Genomic DNA, 15,340 nt, shown 5'->3' on the forward strand with positions numbered 1-15,340 from the left:
CCCTTTCCGTAATTAATCCGGCCGCTTCGCCTTACGCAGCGCGGTTTCGCGCTCCAGCCGGTCGAGCAAAGTCTCGATCGTCTCATTCTGCCGATCGGTCAGCGGCAGCGGTGCGCCACGCTCCGTGGGTTCGGGATCGTGCATCGGCGGCAGCGGCATGTGGCTCGGGCCTGGAGGCGGCGGGGTCTGCGGCGTGACCGGGCGGACCGGTTCGCGCGGGACCGACAGGATCGCGTCGGGATCGAAGGCGGCGAGCGGCATGTCCAGATCGGCGGGCAGCGTCCGTTCGACCGGTTCGTCGTCCTGCAGCGGTGGCGGCGCCCCGAGTTCGGTCGCATGGAGCGGACGACGCGGCGGCGCATCGGGATGGCGATCCGAGCGGCGGACGTTCGGCACATAATCCTCGGCCTCGTCCCGGCCCTGGGCGGCACGGCGGGCGAGCAACCCGCCCGGTCCCCAGAGGAGATAGGCAACGGCCCAGGCGACCGCACCGCCCCCGAAACCGGCCAGGGCGGCGAACAACAGCCGCGCCTTCAGCCCCAACGGAGGCTGGGCGGCCGCGAGCAGATCGGGCAGGCCCAACTGGACCACCAGGCTCTCCAGCCGCCAGTCGGGCGTGACCAGCGCCAGCAAAACCATGAACAAGCCGACCGCCCCGCCGATCCAGGCAGGCGCGAAGCGATGGGAAGAGGGCGTGGCGGTGAAAGTCATGGGCGTTTCGTCGCCGCCCCCTGTAGCAACCGATGGTAAACAGGTTCGTAACGGCGAATATTCGACGCCCAATTACGCTCGTTCTCAACAAAATGCCGCGCTGTAACGCGTCGCGCGTCCCAGATGTCCCGATCGGCGAGCAATCCCGCCAGCGCATCGGCCAGCGCGGCCGGGTCGTCGGGCGGAAACAGCGTGCCCGTCCGCCCGTCCTCGATCATCTCGCGGTGCCCGCCGACATCGGACGCGGCGACCAGCCGTCCCTGGGCCATCGCCTCCAGCGGCTTGAGCGGGGTGACGAGATCGGTCAGCCGCATCCGCTTGCGCGGATAGGCCAGGATGTCGACCAGGCTGTAATAGCGCTCCACCTCCTGATGCGGCACGCGCCCGACGAAATGGATCGCCGAGGCGACCGGCGAGGCCTCTGCCTGGGCGCGCAAGTCCGCCTCCATCGGGCCGCCGCCGACCAGCAACAGCCGAGCGCGGGGCCGCGCTGCCACCAGCCGGGGCATGGCGGCGATCAGGTCGTCCAGCCCTTCATAATCGTAAAAGCTGCCGATGAAGCCGATCACTTCGGCCCCCGCCAGCCCCCATTGCGCGGCCAGCGCCTCGTCGCGCGGCGCGGGCGTGCCGAACAGGGTCAGGTCGACACCGTTGGGCGACACCACGATCTTGTCGGCGGGCAGCCCGCGCGCGATCAGGTCGCTGCGAAGCCCTTCGCAAATGACCGCCACCGCATCGGCACGGCGGCAGGCCCAGCCTTCCAGCGCGCGCGTGGCGCGGTAACGAGCGCTCCCCTCGCGCCCCGTCCCGTTGCCGACCGCCGCATCTTCCCAAAAGGCGCGAATCTCATAGACCAGCTTCAGCCGGTGACGCCTGGCAACCGCCAGTCCGGCCAGCGCGTCGAGCACGGGCGAATGGGCGTGGAGGATATCCGGCCGGAATGCCTTCACCGCCCGGTCGATCGCCCGAATCTGCGCGGCCAGCCCGACCGCCTCGCCGACCACGCCGCGCTGGCCCGCGCCGCCGCTCTCGACTGGCGTGCGATAAAAGGTCAGGCCGTCGATCGTCTCCACCGCCGCGTCCCGCGGACCCTGGCGCGGTCCCGTCACCGCCGCCACCTCATGCCCCTGCCCCAGCTGCGCCTTCAGGATCGCGCGGGTGCGAAAGGTATAGCCGCTCTGCAAAGGCAGGCCATGGTCGAGGATATGCAGGATACGCATGACGTTGGACGTGCCATGCCAGCCCTTAACGCCGCGTCAACCGCCGGTTTATAAAGCATCATTCGGTATCGAGGCGCGTCAGCAGGAAAGGAAGAGGCGATGATCGACAGCTTTGCCCTTCTCCTGACCCACGGCCTGATGCTGATCGCCGCCTGGCGCCTGCTCGGCCGGCGCGATCTGGACGATGAGGATGCGGGCCGCCCCGCACCGGGCAAGAGGCGGCGCCCCGATGCGTGACCTGTTCCTGATCGGCTTCCTGTTCAGCCTGTTCGCCATGGGAACGCGGCGGCCGTTCCTGCTCGTCCTCGTCTATATCTATATCGACATCGTCTCGCCCCAGCGGCTGACCTATTATCTGCTGAACACGGTGCCCATCTCGCTGATCGCGGTGGTCGCGGCGGTGCTGGGCTGGGCGATGGTCGACAAGAAGACCGACAGCCGCTTCACCGCCCGGCAGGGGGCGATCCTGCTGCTGCTGATCTATTGCGCGATCACCACCTATTTCGGCGCCGATTTCCCGGCGGAGGCGGCGGACAAATGGAGCTGGGTGTGGAAGGCGCTGGCCTTTGCCGTCTTCCTGCCGCTGACGCTCCGCACCCGTCTGCGGCTGGAGTCGCTGCTGCTCTTCATGGTCCTGTCCCTCGCCTCGATCGTCATCGTCGGCGGGATCAAGACGCTGTTCAGCGGCGGCGGATATGGCGAACTGAACCTGATGGTGAGCAACAATACCGGGTTCTACGAAGGCAGCATCATCTCGGCGGTCGCGATTTCGGCGGTGCCGATCATCCTGTGGCTGATGAAGCATGGCACGATCTTCCCGCCAGACCGCCGCGTGCAGCTATTCTGCGCCGGGCTGATCGTCGCCTGCCTGCTGATCCCGGTCGGCACCTCGGCGCGGACGGGGTTGCTGTGCATCGGCCTGCTCGCGGTCCTGATGCTGCGCGACGTCAAGCGACGGATCCTCTACATCAGCGCGCTGGCGGTGGCGAGCATGGCGGTCGTGCCGCTGCTGCCATCCTCCTATACCAAGCGGATGGACACGATCCGCACCTATCAGGGCGACGAGTCCGCCTCGACCCGGCTGGCGGTGTGGAAATGGACGCTGGATTATGTCAGCTCCAATCCCTTTGGCGGCGGTTTTGCGGCCTATCTGCAGAATGATCTGCGCTTCGACGTGACCACGGTCGAGGGCACGGCGCACAATGCCAGCATCGAGAAAAAGGTCACGACCGACCGCGCCCGCGCCTATCATTCCAGCTATTTCGAGATGCTGGGCGAGCAGGGCTGGCCCGGCCTGTTCCTGTGGCTGGGCATCAACATCTCCGGGCTGATCCGGATGGAGGCGCTGCGTCGCAGGTACCGCAAGCCCGACGATCCGCTGCTCTGGGGCGGGCAGCTGGCCGGCGCGCTCCAACATGCACATCTGATCTATCTGCTGGGCGCGGCCTTTGTCGGGATCGCGTTCAACCCGTTCCTGTATCAGGTGATGGCCGCGCAGATCGGGCTCGACACCTATCTCGCCCGCCGCACGCGCGAGGCGCGGCAGAAGCCGCCCCCCGGCCGCCAGTCCGCGCGGCCGGGCGTCAGAATTTCCGCGCCGTCGGCGTGATCCCCGCGCCCAGGATATTGCCCCGGATCACCAGCGGCTCGCCCGCCCAGTTGCCGACGAAGACCGGCTTGTAATCGGCCCCGGGCGCCAGGCGCGCGCGGTTGTTCTCGACCACCAGGCCCGACGAGTCGTTCTTGGCCCCCTCCGGCGCGACGGTGATCAGCGTCGAATGATTGTCCTTGTCGCGGCCATCGACGAACTCGTTGCCCGCGATCCGCCCCTTCGCGCCGTTGGACAGGTCGATCATGTAATTGGTCGAATGGCCGTTGCTGTCGTCGAAGCTGCTGTCCAGCACCTCGACATAAGGGGCGCGCGTCTTGACATAATGGCCGCCCTGCCCGCGCTCGAAGCGGCACGCGACGACCCGCAGGCTCTTGTAGCGGCCCATATAGATGCTGTGAGCACCATAGCCTGTCGGGTCATGGCCCAGGCCCGAAAAGGTCGAATGGTCGACCACGACCGTGCCGTTGGGATCCTCCGCCGACAGGATGCCCGACTGGCTGTCGAGGAACATCGAATTGCTGACGACCAGCGGCCCCTTCTCGATACGGATGCCCGCGCCATTGCCGTCCCCGACCTCGATATGGCTGAAGACGATGCCCTCCACCTGCGCACCGCGCCCGCGCAGCACCAGCGCAGCCTTTCCTTCGCAGGCGATACGGGTGAAGATCACCTTGCCCGGCTCGGCGGCGACATAGTCGATACGCCCGCCATTCTGGACTGCGCATTCCCGGTAGATGCCCGGCGCGATGCGGATCGTGCCGTCGCCATCGCCGATCGCGCTGATCGCCTCCTGCAGCGTCGGAAAGCCGCGCCCGCCGACCGTGAAGGGCGCCGACGTGCCCTGGGCCAGCGCGGTCGCCGACATCGTGCCGAGGAGGAGAAGCGGAACCAGACGCATGGGGTCATCCTGAAAAAACAAGCGGGCGCCAGCATCCTGCCACGCAAGTCGGCCGGATGCGACGCCCGTAATCGTCCCGTGACGGGATACGATGCCCATTCCTCCCTGAGCTGTGCTTGGGGAGGGGGACCGCGCCCGCAGGGCGTGGTGGAGGGGCATGGCCGGTTCGTCCCGCCCCTCCACCATCGCTTGCGCGATGGTCCCCCTCCCCAAGCACAGCTTGGGGAGGAGTTAGGGGTTACGCCTCTTCGGTCTCTTCCTCGTCGGCCAGTTCGTCTTCCAGCGCGGTCAGGATTGCCTGGTTGAAGGCGGGGATGTCATCCGGCTTGCGGCTGGTGATCAGGTTGCCGTCGACCACGACCTCCTCGTCCACCACATCGGCGCCCGCATTGGACAGGTCGGTGCGGATCGAGGGATAGCTGGTCAGGCGGCGGCCATCGATCACGTCCGCCTCGGCCAGCAGCCAGGGGCCGTGGCAGATGGCGGCGACGATCTTGTCGTCCTCCATGAATTCGGTGACGATCTCGACCGCGCGCTCGTTCAGGCGCAGCTTGTCGGGGTTGCAGGTGCCGCCGGGGATGACGAGCGCATCGTAATCGTCGGTATCGACCTCGTCGACGGTCAGGTCGGGGGTCGCGGTCTCGGCCTTGTTGATGTCGCCTTCCATGCCCTGGATCGGGTCGGACTTGAGCGAGGCGAGCGTGACCTTCGCGCCCGCTTCCTCCAGCGCCTGGCGGGGCTTGAACAATTCGACGGTCTCGAAGCCGTCGGCGGCGAGCATCAGGACGCGTGCCTGGGAAAGATCGGCCATGATGGGATAACTCCTGTCGGGGGGTGCCTGGGGGGTGGCTCGTCCAGAACCCGCGACCGCATCGGCCGTTCCGGAACGAAGCGACCAGCGGCGCATTTGCAAGGACGACCCGAGAGAGAGCGATGGCCACCCGATTAGTCTATTGCGATGACAGCAAGCCCGGCATCACCCGGACCAAGGTCCGCGGCAAATGGGCCTATTGGACCGCCAAGGGCGAGCGGATCACCGATGCCGACGAAATCGACCGGCTGAACCGTATCGGCCTGCCCCCGGCTTACATGGACGCCTGGTTCTGCCCGCGCGCCAATGGCCATATCCAGGCGGTCGGCTGGGACGAGAAGGGGCGCAAGCAATATCGCTATCACGCCGATTTCCGCGAGGCACAGGACGCCGCCAAATATGAGCGTTGCGTGGAATTCGGTCACGCCCTGCCCATGCTGCGCAAGCGGGTGGAAGCCGATCTGAAGAAGCGCGGCCTGTGCAAGGAACGCGCGGTCGCCGCCGTCGTCCGATTGCTCGACAATGGCCACCTGCGCGTGGGGAACGAGGCCTATGCCGCCACCAACAAGAGTTTCGGCGCGACGACGCTGCGCAAGCGCCACGGTCAGGTGAAGGGTACGACGCTCCGCCTGCGCTACCGGGGCAAGTCGGGCAAGATGCGCGACCTGACCCTGACCGACCGTTCGCTCGCCAGCTTCGTCAAGCGCTGCCAGGATCTGGACGAACAGCATCTGTTCGCCTGGGTAGACGAGGAGGGCGAGGCGAACCCCGTCTCCTCCTCCGACGTCAACGCCTATATCCGCGAAGCGACGGGCTGCGATTTCACCGCCAAGCATTTCCGTACCTGGGCAGCCAGCGTCGCCGCGTTCGAGGCGCTGGCGCTGGCCGAAGCGGACCTCAGCCTGAAGGCGATGCTGGAGCCGGTGGTCGAAAAGCTGGGCAACACGCCTGCCATCGCGCGCAAATCCTATGTCCACCCCTCGCTGATCGCGCTCGTCAAGGACGGACAGACGGCATTTCGCAAGTCCCTGCGCCTGCCCCGCGCCCGCGCCGGGCTGTCCCGCGTCGAATGCGGGCTGATCGCATTTCTGGAGGCCGGAACCCCGGCCAGCAAGGCGGCCTGACCGCCCCGAATTCAAGGAGTCCCCATGGCGAATTCCTCGCCCAAGGCGCCGATCTTCGACGGCTCCCGCATCCCCGACCAGATCGGGGACATCGTCAACGCCACCTCTTGGTGGATACAGCATTATTGGCTGAAGGTGCTGATCGCGATCGGCTTCGGCGCGGTCATCGTGCTGGCGCTGCTCTGGGTGCGCAAGCTCGGCGACAAGCTTTGCAGCCGCCCGGGCTTCGCGGGCGGCTGGGGCGTGATCCTGGGCCATGCCATCGCGCGGACCAACCTGTTCTTCATCGTCACGCTCGCCGCGCAACTGGTCGCAGGCTATGCTGGCGCGCCGGGCGAGGTCGCCAAGACGATCAGCTTCCTGTTCACCATCGCCAGCGTGTTCCAGGCGGCGATCTGGGCCCGCGAGCTGATCCTGGGCACGATCGAGCATCGTACCCAGTCCGAACATTATTCGGGCGAGGCGTTGCTGTCCGCCATGGGGCTGATCCGGTTGCTGGTGACGGTCGTGCTATTCGCGATCGCGCTGGTGGTGGTGCTCGACAATCTGGGGGTGAACGTCACCGGCCTGGTCGCAGGTCTGGGCGTCGGCGGCATCGCCATCGGTCTGGCGGCGCAGGGCATCTTCGGCGACCTGTTCGCCGCGCTCGCGATCATCTTCGACCGGCCGTTCCGGCGCGGCGACAAGATCGCCTATGACAATACGACCGGCATCATCGAGGCGATCGGCCTGAAATCCACCCGCATCCGCGCCTTTACCGGCGAGTTGCGGATCATCTCGAACCGCCAGTTGCTCGACAAGGAAATCCAGAACCAGACGGTGCGCCAGCATGTCCGCATCTCGCTGATGATCGGCGTCGCCTATGAAACGCCGCCCGAAACGCTGGCGCGTATCCCCGCCCTGCTGACCGAGATCGTCGAGGGCGAAGGCGGCAAGGTTGCGCGCGCCGGGTTCGAGAGCTTCGGCGCGTCGAGCCTGGACTTCGCGCTACAGTTCGATGTGCCCGGCGACGACTGGGCGACCGCGCATGACCTGCGCAACCGGATGCTGGTCACGCTGATGAAGCGCTTCGCGGCCGAGAAGATTTCTATCCCCTATCCGACCCAGACGACCTACACTGCCGCGCCAGACGGGACGCTGGTGATGCCCTATCCGCAGGTCCAGCCGGTCGAGGTGCACCGGGCAAACTGATCCTCCCCTTTAAGGGGAGGTGGCAGTCCGAAGGACTGACGGAGGGGTGTCACGGCCAGCGGGGACACCCCTCCACCATGCTTCGCATGGTCCCCCTCCCCTTGCAGGGGAGGAACAGGTCGGATCAGATCCCGCCTTCATCCAGCGATAACAGCGTCGCATTCCCGCCCGCCGAGGTCGTGTCGACCGACACAGCCCGTTCCGCGCAGAAGCGGTACAGGTAATGCGGCCCGCCCGCCTTGGGCCCGGTGCCCGACAGCCCCTCGCCACCAAAGGGCTGGCTGCCCACCACCGCGCCGATCATCGAGCGGTTGATATAGAGATTGCCGACCGCCGCTTCCGCCTCGATCACCTCGCCAGCCCGCGCGATGCGGCTGTGCAGGCCCATGGTCAGGCCATAACCCTTGGCGTTCACCTTCGCGATCGTCTCGGAAAGGGTACCCGCTTCCCAGGTCGCGACATGCAGGATCGGGCCGAACCATTCCTGGGTCAGGTCCTCGACCCGGTCGAGCCGGATCAGCGTCGGCGGCACGAACAGACCTTCGGCGGGCGCGTCTAGTGTCTTGATCGTCTGCGTCACCATGTCCGCGCGGTACGCCATCAGCTTGTCATAGGCCGCCTGATCGATCACCGGCCCGACATCGGTCGCGGGATTGCCCGTGGCCCCGAGCACCAGCGTCTCCATCGCGCCCTTGAGCATCTCGATGACGTTGTCCGCGACATCCGCCTGCACGAGCAGCAGCCGCAGCGCCGAGCAACGCTGCCCTGCCGAGCGGAAGGACGAGGTGATGACGTCCGCGACCACCTGTTCGGGCAGAGCGGTCGAATCGACGATCATAGCGTTGATACCACCGGTCTCGGCGATCAGCGGCACGATCGGGCGGTCGTCATCCGCCACCAACGTGCGCGCGATCCGCTTGGCGGTGGCGGTGGAGCCGGTAAAGGCGACGCCCGCGATCCGGTGATCCTCGGTCAGTTTCTGGCCGACATCGGGCCCACCGACCGCGAGCAGCAGTGCGTCGCGCGGTACGCCCGCACGGTAGGCCAGTTCGACCGCAGCAGCCGCGATGGCGGGCGTCTGCGGCGCGGGCTTGGCGACGACGGTGTTGCCTGTGACGAGCGCCGCGACCGTCTGGCCCAGGAAGATCGCCAGCGGGAAGTTCCACGGCGCGACCGTCGCCCAGACGCCGCGCCCTTCCAGGTGCAGCGTGTTGCGCTCGCCCGTCGGCCCGGGCAGTTCGACAGACCCCAGCCGCGCCCGCGCCTGCTGCGCATAGTAACGGCAGAAATCGGCGGCTTCGCGGACCTCGCCGATCGCGTCGGGGATGGTCTTGAACGCCTCCTGCACCAGGATCGCCATCAGCCGCTCGCGATCCTGCTCCAGCAGGTCGGCCAGCTTTTCCAGCACGGAAGCGCGGGTGTCGAGCGGCGTCGCATTCCAGGCCGGGAAGGCCGCATGGGCGCGCGCGACCAGCGCGGCGACATCGGCGGTGGCGGCGACCGGCGTCACGGCAGGCACGTTCACCGCCTTCACCGTGGCGTCGAGCGTCGCGATGTCGCTCAGGTCGATGCCGGTCGAGTTGCGATGGCCCGGCGCGAACAGGTCGATGGGCAGCGGGATGCTCGGGTGCCGCGCGCCACCCACGGCGGCAATCTTGGCGACCGGATCGGCCAGGATCTCCGCCTCGGTCAGCCGTGCATCGGCGAGCTGATGCACGAAGCTGGAGTTCGCGCCATTCTCCAGCAGGCGGCGGACCAGATAGGCCAGCAGGTCGCGATGCCCGCCGACCGGCGCATAGATCCGGCACTTATGCCCCTGCTCGCGCACCAGCCGCTCATACAGGCCATCGCCCATGCCGTGCAGCCGCTGGAATTCGAAGTCGCGGGAATTGCCCGCCCATTCCAGGATGGTCGCAACGGTCAGCGCATTGTGGCTGGCGAAGGCGGGGCGGATATTCTCCGCCGCCAGCATGTCCTTGGCGACCGCCAGATAGGACACGTCGGTCGCCGCCTTGCGGGTGAAGAGCGGATAGTCGGCCAGCCCCTCGACCTGGGTACGCTTGATCTCGCTGTCCCAATAGGCGCCCTTGACCAGGCGGACGTTCATGATCCGGTCGAGGCCGTTCGCCCAGGCGATGACCGCGCGCGCGCGCTTGCCATAGGCCTGAACCGCCATGCCGAACCCGTCCCAGCCCTTCAGGGCAGGCAGCGCCGCGACGCCGCCGATGATGTCGAGGCTCATCTCCAGCCGCTCGGACTCCTCGGCATCGACGGTCAGCGCGATGCCCTTGTCGGCCGCCTGCCGCGCCAGTTGTGCCAGCATGTCGGTCAGCGCGGGCACGCACTCATAGGCGCGCGGCAGTTCGTAGCGCGGATGGAGCGCCGACAGCTTGACCGACACCGAATGCCCCGCCGCCGGGTCCGACCGCACCGCGTCGATCGCCTTCACATAAGCGTCAAAATAGCGCTCGGCATCCTCATGCGTCCGCGCCGCCTCGCCCAGCATGTCGAAGCTGGCGGTGAAGCCCTTGTTCTCAGGCTTCTTCATGCGCCGCATGGCCTCTTCGATGGTGCGGCCCATCACGAAGATCTCGCCCATCATCCGCATCGCGGCACCGACTGCCTGGCGCACGAACGGCTCGCCCGCGCGCGACAGAAGGCGCTTGAGCGGCCCCGCCTCGCCCTCACCCACCAGTGCGCGGCCGACGACCAGCCCCCAGGTGGCCGAGTTGACCAGCTTCGACGCCGACCGCCCGGTATGCGCGCGCCAGTCGGCCTCGCCCAGCTTGTCGGCGATCAGCAGGTCGGCAGTCTCGGGATCGGGCACGCGCAGGAACGCCTCGGCGAGACTCAGCAGCGCCACGCCCTCGGACGAATTGAGGCGGTATTCCTGGAGGAACTGGTTCACCCAGCCGCGATTCTGCGCCGCCCGCAAATCGGCGAGCAGGCCCGAGGCATGGCCCATGATCCGCTCGCGCATCTCCGGCGTCGCGGCGGCACGGTCGAGCAGCGGCTTCAGGACATCGGGCTCGGGCGCGCGGTACAGCGATTTCATGGTCTTGCGCGCGTCGGCGGTAACGGCAGAGGTCATAGGTCTTCAGGTCCGGTCGAGCGACCCGGCGCGCGGTAAGGCACTGGCGGGACGCATGGCTATGCTGTGATGGACCAGCGCTTAGCGGGAAATGCGGGGGATGGGTATCGTTTGATACGAGATGAGGCACGCTTCGCAATTGCCATCAGAATTGAAATTTTGACGTCGTTGGCGTATATGCCTCGCAGGCGAGGACATCCGCCTTTCTGTAGAGCCCCGGCTGTTGCAGCGGCCGGGGCTCAAATCCTTTGGGGCTCAGGTTGCAGCCCGAGCCCCGCCGGGCACCTTACCTGTTGCGAACGTCGATAATCTTCACGACCAAGGTCGCGAAGGCGATGACGATGCCCAGGATCAGGCACAGATCGGCTACGGACATCCGTGGTCCTTTCTGTAGATGACGGCGGAATTGCCGTCTCGAACGCCATAACAACATTGGTCAGCGGAATCCTGTCTGATAGTTAGAGCAGAACAGCGGAATTCCGCCGCAACCATCCCCGCCCCCGCATCGTTCTCCCGCCAAACCCCTGAAAGGAGAGCCGTGATGGCCGATGACAGCCCCCAGGAAATCGCCGCCAAGTTCCTCGACAAGCTGAAGAGCAGCCCGTTCGTCATGATCGGCCTGAACGACGGTCAGCATTCCGAGCCGATGACCGCGCAGATCGACGACGATCAGCCCAACACGCTGTTCTTCTTCGCCGGCCGCGACAACCGCATCGCGGGCGGTGGCGAGGCGATGGCGCAGTTCGTCGGCAAGGGGCATGACTTCTTCGCCTGCCTGGCGGGCCATGTCTCGAAGGACAACGACCCGGCCCAGATCGACAAGCTGTGGAGCAATCAGGTCGAGGCCTGGTTTCCGCAGGGCAAGTCGGACCCGAACCTGACGCTGCTGCGCTTCGACATCAATTCGGCCGAGCTGTGGGAAACCGACATCTCGCTGTCGGGCCGGGTGAAGATGCTGTTCGGCGGCACGATCCAGTCGGACGAGTCGTCCAGCCATGCGGTGGTCGGCTCGGTCGCATAAGCCGCGATCGGTGGAATGCGAAACGCCCGGAGGCCTAAGGGCTTCCGGGCGTTTTTCAATTTGCCCCGCCCCGTTCAGCCTGAGCGTAGTCGAAGGCCAAGGGAAACGGCTCGCCACACGCTTTTGGCTAAGGGCATCCCGTGGCCTTCGACTACGCTCAGGCTGAACGGAGGTTGGGGATGCCCCTTACCCGTTCGCCTTGATCCATTCCTCGACCACCGGCGCGATGCGGTTGCGCCACTTCGATCCGTTGAAGATGCCGTAATGGCCCACCTGCTCGGCCATGTAATAGCGCTTCTTCTCCTCCGGCAGATTGGTCGCCAGCGTCAGCGCGGCGCGCGTCTGGCCGAGGCCCGAAATATCGTCGCGCTCGCCCTCGATCGCCAGGATGCCGATATCGGTGATCGCGCCCGGATCGACCTGCTTGCCGTGATGCAGCATCTCGCCCTTGGGCAGGGCGTGACGCTGGAACACCAGTTCGACGGTCTGCAGGTAGAATTCCGCCGTCATGTCGCACACCGCGCGATATTCGTCATAGAATCGCTTGGTGGAGTCGGCGCTTTCGCCGTCGCCCTGGACCAGATGCTTGAACATCTCCCAGTGCGAAATCATGTGATTGCCCAGGTTCATCGACATGAACCCGGCCAACTGCAGGAAGCCGGGATAGACCCGCCGCCCGGCGCCCGGATAGGTCATGGGCACGGTGGCGATCGCATTCTGCTCGAACCAGGCATGAGGCCGCTCGGTCGCCAGCAGGTTGACCGCCGTCGGCGCCTCGCGCGTGTCGACCGGCCCGCCCATCAGCGTCAGGGTGCGCGGGGTGCAGGGATGCTTGTCCGCGCTCATGACGCAGGCCGCGACGTAACAGGGCACCGAAGGCTGACACACCGCCAGCATGTGCAGGCCGCCATGCGCAGCGTTCGGCCCGATCGCGGCCAGGAAGTCGCTCACGTAATCGACATAATCGTCGAAGGTGAACCGCCCGTCCGACAGCGGCACCAGCTTCGCGTCGCGCCAGTCGGTGATATAGACTTCGCAGGTCGGCAGCATCCGCTCGACGGTACCGCGCAGCAGCGTGGCATAATGGCCCGACATGGGCGCGACGATCAGCAGCTTGGGGCTGTCCTCCACGCCCTCGCGGTAGAAGCGCTTCAGCTGGCCGAAGGGCTTGCGGAGTACGATCTCTTCCTGGACCGGCACTTCGCGCCCGTCGATCACGGTCTTGGTCAGGCCGAAGGCGGGCTTGCCGCGGGGTGCGGCGGCATGGGCGAAGACCTCTAGCGCCGATCCCATGATCGAACCCCCGCCCAGATAGGCAAAGGGATTGGCCGGGTTCTGCAGCAGCCCCGCGCCGAAATTGGCCAGCGCGCTGGCGCCGGCCAGCATCGAGCGCTGCATTTCATAGGCGTCATACAACATCGTCGATTCCCCTGCGCTCCGTCGGAGGGAGCCCTGATGACCGCCGGTTTAGCATGAAACCGTTTGCGCATGATGACCATAATATGGCCGATCGGTCATAGAGTGCATCCATCGCCTGACGAAACGCACCAATGCGCCCAAACGATGCGTATCGGCCCCTCAAGCGCCGTTGAGCGCATGTCCGCACGCTGCTAGGTCCCCTGCCATCATGGCCAGACCCGCCGCCTCGTCGCAATCCACCCCCGTGCCCGCCAGCAAGCGCCTGAGCAACCTGAAGATGGTCTGGCGCTACACGCTGCGCTATCCGGCGCAGCTGGCGGCGGCGGCCGTCTCGCTGGCGGTCGCGGCGCTGGCCACCCTGTTCATCCCGCGCACCTTCCAGAAGGTGATCGACCATGGTTTCGGCAGCATCGCCGACACCGGCAATATCGCGCCCTATTTCCAGGGGCTGCTGGCCGTGGTGCTGGTCCTGGCGGTGGCGACGGCGTTCCGCTTCTATTTCGTGTCCTGGCTGGGCGAGCGGACCGTCGCCGACATCCGTATCGCGGTGCAGGCCAATCTGCTGCGCCTGGCGCCGCGTTATTTCGAGGAGAATCGCCCCTCCGAAATCGCCAGCCGGTTGACCGCCGATACTGCGATCATCGAACAGGTGGTCGGCTCGACCGTGTCGATCGCGCTGCGCAACACGGTGATCGGGATCGGCGGGACGATCTATCTCTTTGCGCTGTCGCCCAAGCTGACCCTGTCGCTGCTGGTCTGCATCCCGCTGATCGTCCTGCCCATCGTGCTGCTGGGTAAAAAGGTGCGCAGCTATTCGCGCGACAGCCAGGACCGGCTGGCCGATATCGGCGCGACCGCCGTGGAGACGCTGGGCGCGATGAAGGTCGTGCAGGCGTTCGGCCAGGAACGCCGCGAGGCCGAGCGGTTCGAACTGGCGGTCAGCAACGGCTTCGCCACCTCGCGCCGCCGCTTCCTGCTGCGCGCGATCATGACCGCGATGGTCATCGGGCTGTTCTTCGGCGGCCTCACCCTGCTCCTGTGGGAAGCGGTCGCGGATGTCGCCAGCGGGCGGCTGTCGGGCGGCTCGCTGACCGCGTTCGTGGTGACGGGGATGCTGGTCGCGGGCTCGTTCCAGGCGCTGACCGAGGTGTGGGGCGATATATTGCGCGCGTCGGGCGCGGCGCAGCGGCTGGCCGAACTGCTGGCGGAAGAGCCCGAGATCGCGCCGCCCCCCGCCCCGGCCGTGCTGCCGGTGATCCCGATGGGCGCGCTCCGGTTCGAGCATGTGGTCTTCCATTATCCGACCCGGCCCGAGGTTGCGGCGCTGAACGACTTTTCGCTCGATATCCGCCCCGGCGAGACGGTGGCGGTGGTCGGCCCCTCGGGCGCGGGCAAGTCGACGCTGTTCCAGCTCGCCGAGCGTTTCTATGACCCGCAAAGCGGCAGCATCTCGCTCGACGGCGTGTCGCTGCGCGACGCCGATCCGGCGGCGATCCGCTCGCGCATCGCGATGGTGCCGCAGGAGACGGTGATCTTCGGCGCCTCCGCGCGCGACAATCTGCGCTATGGCCGCTGGGAGGCCAGCGACGACGAACTCTGGGCCGCCGCCGAGGCCGCCAACGCCGCCGAGTTCCTGCGCACGCTGCCGCAGGGGTTGGACACCTTCCTGGGCGAAGGCGGAGCACGACTGTCCGGTGGGCAGCGCCAACGGATCACCATCGCCCGCGCGCTGCTGCGCGATGCGCCGATCCTGTTGCTCGACGAAGCGACGAGCGCGCTGGATGCCGAGAGCGAGCAACTGGTCCAGCAGGCGCTGGAGCGGTTGATGGCGAACCGCACGACGCTGGTCATCGCGCACCGGCTGGCGACCGTACGCGCCGCCGAGCGAATCGTGGTGATGGACGGCGGTCGGATCGTCGAGCAGGGGCGACATGCGGAGCTGATCGCGGGCGGCGGGCTGTATGCGCGGCTGGCCAGCCTGCAATTTCACGATTGATATAGCCGGTTTAGTACCAGTTCCGGGGTGACGGTTTCCCTTGGCCTTCGACTTCGCTCAGGCTGAACGAAGGTTGGGGTGACGCCCTTCCTACGCTCCGTTCAGCCTGAGCGAAGTTGAAGGCCACGCCTCCCTACCCACAAGCTCCTGAAATATAACCCGTAATCGTGCTTGCGGGTCGCCGCTCGCTCCCCTACCCTCCGACAATACCATTTCAATACCGGAGGCCAAGGATGATGCGGGCGG

General features: G+C 66.6%; 12 protein-coding genes. 6 read left to right on the top strand and 6 right to left on the bottom strand.

The features are described from left to right. Positions 1-12: 12 nt before the first annotated feature. Positions 13-711, bottom strand: coding sequence for a hypothetical protein (locus QZ546_RS03570; protein WP_294234844.1), 699 nt, complete (start codon positions 709-711; stop codon positions 13-15). Further along, positions 708-1,931: a TIGR04063 family PEP-CTERM/XrtA system glycosyltransferase gene (locus tag QZ546_RS03575; RefSeq protein ID WP_294234847.1), complete on the bottom strand. Its 1,224-nt coding sequence runs from the start codon at positions 1,929-1,931 to the stop codon at positions 708-710. The genes QZ546_RS03570 and QZ546_RS03575 overlap by 4 nt, the downstream gene beginning before the upstream one ends. Positions 1,932-2,030: 99 nt before the next feature. Here QZ546_RS03575 and QZ546_RS03580 point away from each other — a divergent pair, with 99 nt between their 5' ends. Together QZ546_RS03580 and QZ546_RS03585 are read left to right on the top strand one after the other, a co-directional pair. After that, positions 2,031-2,168: a hypothetical protein gene (locus QZ546_RS03580; protein WP_294234850.1), complete on the top strand. Its 138-nt coding sequence runs from the start codon at positions 2,031-2,033 to the stop codon at positions 2,166-2,168. Then, positions 2,161-3,540, top strand: a complete 1,380-nt coding sequence (locus tag QZ546_RS03585; protein WP_294234853.1) for a putative O-glycosylation ligase, exosortase A system-associated — start codon at positions 2,161-2,163, stop codon at positions 3,538-3,540. Before QZ546_RS03580 ends, QZ546_RS03585 begins: the two co-directional genes overlap by 8 nt. Here the strand turns inward: QZ546_RS03585 and QZ546_RS03590 are convergent. Next, entirely contained in the window at positions 3,515-4,441 is a 927-nt protein-coding gene (locus tag QZ546_RS03590) for a right-handed parallel beta-helix repeat-containing protein (RefSeq protein WP_294234854.1), read from the bottom strand. The two genes, QZ546_RS03585 and QZ546_RS03590, sit on opposite strands and share 26 nt — an antisense overlap. Before the next feature lie 238 nt (positions 4,442-4,679). After that, positions 4,680-5,252, bottom strand: a complete 573-nt coding sequence (locus tag QZ546_RS03595; protein WP_294234857.1) for a type 1 glutamine amidotransferase domain-containing protein — start codon at positions 5,250-5,252, stop codon at positions 4,680-4,682. Between the two features lie 122 nt (positions 5,253-5,374). Between QZ546_RS03595 and QZ546_RS03600 the strand changes: the two genes are divergently transcribed. Both QZ546_RS03600 and QZ546_RS03605 read left to right on the top strand, forming a co-directional pair. Then, a complete protein-coding gene (locus QZ546_RS03600; RefSeq protein ID WP_294234861.1) occupies positions 5,375-6,376 on the top strand; it encodes a DNA topoisomerase IB in 1,002 nt (333 codons plus the stop codon). A 24-nt stretch (positions 6,377-6,400) separates the two neighbouring features. After that, positions 6,401-7,567, top strand: coding sequence for a mechanosensitive ion channel family protein (locus QZ546_RS03605; protein ID WP_294234863.1), 1,167 nt, complete (start codon positions 6,401-6,403; stop codon positions 7,565-7,567). Positions 7,568-7,691: 124 nt separating this feature from the next. Here QZ546_RS03605 and QZ546_RS03610 read toward each other — a convergent pair whose 3' ends face one another. After that, complete coding sequence (locus tag QZ546_RS03610) at positions 7,692-10,658, bottom strand: L-glutamate gamma-semialdehyde dehydrogenase (protein ID WP_294234868.1); 2,967 nt, start codon at positions 10,656-10,658, stop codon at positions 7,692-7,694. A 541-nt stretch (positions 10,659-11,199) separates the two neighbouring features. Here QZ546_RS03610 and QZ546_RS03615 point away from each other — a divergent pair. Beyond that, positions 11,200-11,679, top strand: a complete 480-nt coding sequence (locus QZ546_RS03615; RefSeq protein ID WP_294234870.1) for a pyridoxamine 5'-phosphate oxidase family protein — start codon at positions 11,200-11,202, stop codon at positions 11,677-11,679. A 186-nt stretch (positions 11,680-11,865) separates the two neighbouring features. Here QZ546_RS03615 and QZ546_RS03620 read toward each other — a convergent pair whose 3' ends face one another. Continuing rightward, positions 11,866-13,098, bottom strand: coding sequence for a polyhydroxyalkanoate depolymerase (locus tag QZ546_RS03620; protein WP_294234871.1), 1,233 nt, complete (start codon positions 13,096-13,098; stop codon positions 11,866-11,868). Positions 13,099-13,306: 208 nt separating this feature from the next. Between QZ546_RS03620 and QZ546_RS03625 the strand changes: the two genes are divergently transcribed. Further along, positions 13,307-15,094 carry an ABC transporter transmembrane domain-containing protein gene (locus QZ546_RS03625; RefSeq protein WP_294234873.1) on the top strand — a complete coding sequence of 596 codons (1,788 nt, stop codon included), beginning with the start codon at positions 13,307-13,309 and terminating at the stop codon, positions 15,092-15,094. Positions 15,095-15,340: the final 246 nt, after the last annotated feature.

Source organism: uncultured Sphingomonas sp. (assembly GCF_913062585.1).
GTDB lineage: Bacteria > Pseudomonadota > Alphaproteobacteria > Sphingomonadales > Sphingomonadaceae > Sphingomonas.

What these genes read in the sequence shown, in the direction of transcription:
- QZ546_RS03605 (WP_294234863.1), top strand. Translation starts at nt 6,401, where the DNA reads ATGGCGAATTCCTCGCCCAAGGCGCCGATCTTCGACGGCTCCCGCATC.
- QZ546_RS03625 (WP_294234873.1), top strand. Translation starts at nt 13,307, where the DNA reads ATGGCCAGACCCGCCGCCTCGTCGCAATCCACCCCCGTGCCCGCCAGC.
- QZ546_RS03600 (WP_294234861.1), top strand. Translation starts at nt 5,375, where the DNA reads ATGGCCACCCGATTAGTCTATTGCGATGACAGCAAGCCCGGCATCACC.
- QZ546_RS03615 (WP_294234870.1), top strand. Translation starts at nt 11,200, where the DNA reads ATGGCCGATGACAGCCCCCAGGAAATCGCCGCCAAGTTCCTCGACAAG.
- QZ546_RS03580 (WP_294234850.1), top strand. Translation starts at nt 2,031, where the DNA reads ATGATCGACAGCTTTGCCCTTCTCCTGACCCACGGCCTGATGCTGATC.
- QZ546_RS03585 (WP_294234853.1), top strand. Translation starts at nt 2,161, where the DNA reads ATGCGTGACCTGTTCCTGATCGGCTTCCTGTTCAGCCTGTTCGCCATG.
- QZ546_RS03570 (WP_294234844.1), bottom strand. Translation starts at nt 711, where the DNA reads ATGACTTTCACCGCCACGCCCTCTTCCCATCGCTTCGCGCCTGCCTGG.
- QZ546_RS03595 (WP_294234857.1), bottom strand. Translation starts at nt 5,252, where the DNA reads ATGGCCGATCTTTCCCAGGCACGCGTCCTGATGCTCGCCGCCGACGGC.
- QZ546_RS03610 (WP_294234868.1), bottom strand. Translation starts at nt 10,658, where the DNA reads ATGACCTCTGCCGTTACCGCCGACGCGCGCAAGACCATGAAATCGCTG.
- QZ546_RS03575 (WP_294234847.1), bottom strand. Translation starts at nt 1,931, where the DNA reads ATGCGTATCCTGCATATCCTCGACCATGGCCTGCCTTTGCAGAGCGGC.
- QZ546_RS03620 (WP_294234871.1), bottom strand. Translation starts at nt 13,098, where the DNA reads ATGTTGTATGACGCCTATGAAATGCAGCGCTCGATGCTGGCCGGCGCC.
- QZ546_RS03590 (WP_294234854.1), bottom strand. Translation starts at nt 4,441, where the DNA reads ATGCGTCTGGTTCCGCTTCTCCTCCTCGGCACGATGTCGGCGACCGCG.